Annotated in this window: 4 protein-coding genes; 3 read left to right on the top strand and 1 reads right to left on the bottom strand. The window is 42.4% G+C overall.

The annotated features are described in order from the left end of the window. Nucleotides 1-343 precede the first annotated feature (343 nt). From RDP42_RS12440 to RDP42_RS12430, 3 genes are read left to right on the top strand one after another with little or no spacing between them, the layout of a single operon-like run. Nucleotides 344-1,573, top strand: coding sequence for a site-specific integrase (locus RDP42_RS12440; RefSeq protein ID WP_308763946.1), 1,230 nt, complete (start codon nucleotides 344-346; stop codon nucleotides 1,571-1,573). Nucleotides 1,574-1,608: 35 nt separating this feature from the next. Beyond that, nucleotides 1,609-2,826 (top strand): tyrosine-type recombinase/integrase, encoded by a 1,218-nt coding sequence (locus RDP42_RS12435; RefSeq protein WP_308763945.1) that lies wholly within the window; start codon nucleotides 1,609-1,611, stop codon nucleotides 2,824-2,826. After that, on the top strand, nucleotides 2,823-3,197 hold the full coding sequence (locus RDP42_RS12430) for a hypothetical protein (RefSeq protein ID WP_308763944.1): 375 nt from the start codon (nucleotides 2,823-2,825) through the stop codon (nucleotides 3,195-3,197). The genes RDP42_RS12435 and RDP42_RS12430 overlap by 4 nt, the downstream gene beginning before the upstream one ends. A gap of 78 nt (nucleotides 3,198-3,275) precedes the next feature. Here RDP42_RS12430 and RDP42_RS12425 read toward each other — a convergent pair whose 3' ends face one another. Then, nucleotides 3,276-3,539 carry a helix-turn-helix domain-containing protein gene (locus RDP42_RS12425; RefSeq protein WP_308763947.1) on the bottom strand — a complete coding sequence of 88 codons (264 nt, stop codon included), beginning with the start codon at nucleotides 3,537-3,539 and terminating at the stop codon, nucleotides 3,276-3,278. Nucleotides 3,540-3,570: the final 31 nt, after the last annotated feature.

Genomic DNA, 3,570 nt, shown 5'->3' with positions numbered 1-3,570 from the left:
TCGGCACTCCGGCTTCCAGCGTAATCAGCGAGGCGAAGGAGTGACGTGCCTGATGGAGTATAAAGTAAAAAGCAAGAGCTAACAAGATTGAACAGATAAATCGTAACGTGTTGGAAATAAGCAGATATTCATTATTTTGCTTAAAGTTGAAAAAGCAATGAAGCGCAGAATATTGAGCGGTTTCAGTTACCAAAACGTTAGCTGTCCAGTTACCTGAACAATATAGGTAACGGTGAGCAAATCAAGTAATCTGATACCGGATAATTTCTCGCTGATTTGCAATATTTTGCATATCAAAGAACGCTTATAAGAATTGTAGTTTTACAACAAAAAATGTAAGCGTATGAAGATTGAAAAATTCAAGGTGTTGCTTTACCTTAAAAGAAGCGGAACAGACAAGAACGGAAAAACTCCGATTATGGGCAGAATTACGGTAAACCGTAGTGTAGCGCAATTCAGTTGTAAACTGAATTGCAGTGAGAAACTTTGGAATCCGAGGGAAAGCCGGTTGAACGGCAAAAGTAAGGAAGCGGTGGAAACCAATGCCAAAATAGACAGGCTGCTTGTTTCCATACACAAAGCATTTGATACCCTTGCAGAACGGAAAACCGATTTCGATGCCGTTTCAGTAAAAAATCTGTTTCAAGGTGGAATGGACAGCCGCATGACTCTGCTCAAACTTTTTGACCGCCACATAGAAGAAGTCAAATCTCTTGTCGGTGTGGAATATTCATTACGAACGATACCCAATTACATTTATACGCGGCAACGACTTGCCGAATTCATATCCAGCCGTTATAAGGTTTCCGATCTTGCTTTCGGACAGTTGAACGAGCAGTTCATAAGGGAGTTTCAGGAATATGTGGTCATAAAGTGTGGACTAAGTGTTGAAACCGTACGCCATTATCTGGCTTTACTTAAACGGGTCTGTCGTATAGCCTTTAAGGAAGGACATTCTGACAAATATCATTTTGAACATTACACTTTGCCAAAGAAACTGGAGAAGCCACCGAGAGCATTGAGCCGTGAGGATTTTGAAAAACTCCGTGATTTGGAAATAGAGGAACACCGCTGGTCGCATATTACTACCAGAGATCTTTTTCTTTTCGCCTGTTATACCGGAACCTCTTATATTGATGTAGTGTCCATAACCGAAACAAACCTTGTAAAGGATGACAGCGGAGCTTTATGGCTGAAATACCAGCGAGGAAAGAACGGGAAATTATGCCGTGTCAAACTGCTTCCGGAAGCAATAGAGCTTATCGAAAAATACCGCAGCAAATCACGAAAGACACTGTTCCCACACATAGAACACGGTGCATTGATGTGGAACCTGTCCAGTCTGAAGGTTATGGCCGGAATAGACGGTCCGCTTACCTATCATATGGGACGGCACTCGTTTTCGACTCTGATCACACTCGAAAACGGTGTACCGATAGAAACGGTCAGCAGAATGCTGGGGCATTCAGACATTTCTACTACCCAGATTTATGCGCGGGTGACTCCGAAGAAACTTTTTGAAGACATGGATAAATATATAGAGGCTACCAAAGACTTGAAACTTGTACTCTGATAATAAGTATCACCAATAAAATAAATTATACGATTATGCGCAGCACATTTTCAATATTACCATACATAAACCGCAATAAAGTAAAGGCAGACGGTACCACATCCGTCATGTGCCGAATTTCCATAGACGGCAAGAGCAGTGTATTTTCCACAGGGATATATTGCCGTCCCGAGGACTGGAATACCGAAAAGGGGGAAATCAGGGAGCAAAGAGCGAACAACCGTTTGATTGAACTCCGCAACAAGTTGGAACAGACTTATGAAAAGTACTTGAAAACAAAAGGTGTTGTCAGTGCAGAACTGCTTAAAAATGAGATTACACAGGCCAATACAGTGCCGGAATACCTTCTTCAGGCCGGAGAAGAGGAACGTGAACGGCTCAGAGTCCGTTCAGTTGAAATCCGGTCTACCTCCAGTTACAGGCAGTCTAAAAGTACACAGGCTTACTTACGCGAATATCTGCTCACACTAAAAATGACGGATATAGCATTTGAGGACATTACGGAAGATTTCGGTTATGGTTTCAAACAGTTTGTCAAGTCAAAAGGCCGCAAGGCTTCTCATATAAATCATTGTATGACGTGGCTGAACAGGCTGATTTATATAGCTGTTGACAGGGAAATTTTACGCTTCAATCCGATAGCTGATGTTCCTTACGAAAAGAAGGAAGCCCCCAAGCTGAACCATATCAGCCGGAGCCAGCTGCAACTGATTATGGAACGTCCGATGCCCAACAAATGGCAGGAACTCACACGGCGTGTCTTTATCTTCTCTGCCTTCACTTCATTAGCATACGTGGATATGAAGGAACTTTATCCCCATCATATCGGCAAGACTGCTGAAGGAAGGCGTTATATCCGCATTAACCGCAAAAAAACCGGAGTTGAATCCTTTATACCACTTCATCCGGTTGCCGAGCAGATATTGGAACTTTATAATACCACGGATGATACGAAACCGGTATTTCCTCTTCCTAATCGGGATATGCTCTGGTATGCCGTTAATGAGATAGGGGTACTGGCAGGAGTCAAAGGAACACTCAGCCATCATCAGGCACGACATACGTTCGGAACATTGCTCCTTTCTGCCGGTGTTCCAATAGAGAGTATCAGTAAAATGATGGGGCATACAAATATCAAGACAACTCAGGTATATGCCAGGGTTACTGATGATAAGATCTCAGAAGATATGGACAAACTAATGGAGAAAAGAAAGAGCAGCAGTCAAACCGATAAAAAACAGACCAGTATATGAAAAGGGAACCAATAACAATCAATGAAAGTGGAAATATTATTATACAAACGATCAATCCTTCTGAAATTTGGATGAACGAGCCGGAACTGATTTCTTTCTTTAACGTAATTGCACCAACTTTCAGAGCAGCAGTCCGGACTGTTTATAAGAAAGGTACATTAAATCCGGGGTTAGTGGAAAAACGTATCAAACAGAAAGACGGTTGTTACGAGAATTTTTATAATGTGGAAATGATTTTTGCGCTGGCATTCCTATTGGATACTTATCCGGCAGACCGACTGCGAAAATATCTGATAACAAAAGCTGTAAAAGAAAATGCTGCTCCTTTTGTTTGTATTATTGGCAAAAATCATTCCTATCTGAAATGTTAAATTCCTGTCTTAAAAAGCAATAGCCGACAGTAGGCGGATAATTCCAGCCTGTCTGTCGGCTATTGTTATACACGCAGACTAAATACGGTTTACTTTGTATGCTTCCCGATAATTCTCCTGAAGCATTTTCTCAATATCACTCTCCCGGTAAAGGATTTTACCACCCAACTGGTAGTAGGATATTCTCCCTTCATTACGATAATCCTGAAGCGTACGTCTGCTCAGTTTTAATTGTGCCGACACTTCCTTGTCGGTCAGATAGCGTTCGCCGCCCAGCACGGGACGGTTTCCGACCGCCAGATTCTCGATCCCGACCAACATACGGTCAAGACTTCCCATGATACGGTGTACCCATTCTCTGCTGTCTGTTCTC

The sequence above is a fragment of the uncultured Bacteroides sp. genome (genome assembly GCF_902472605.1).
In the GTDB taxonomy this organism is placed as follows: Bacteria; Bacteroidota; Bacteroidia; order Bacteroidales; family Bacteroidaceae; genus Phocaeicola.
Note: the sequence above shows the minus strand (reverse complement) of the source record. Positions and strands in the feature narration are given on the sequence as shown.

Coding starts and splice junctions, on each gene's coding strand:
- RDP42_RS12430 (WP_308763944.1), top strand. CDS start 2,823: ATGAAAAGGGAACCAATAACAATCAATGAAAGTGGAAATATTATTATA.
- RDP42_RS12435 (WP_308763945.1), top strand. CDS start 1,609: ATGCGCAGCACATTTTCAATATTACCATACATAAACCGCAATAAAGTA.
- RDP42_RS12440 (WP_308763946.1), top strand. CDS start 344: ATGAAGATTGAAAAATTCAAGGTGTTGCTTTACCTTAAAAGAAGCGGA.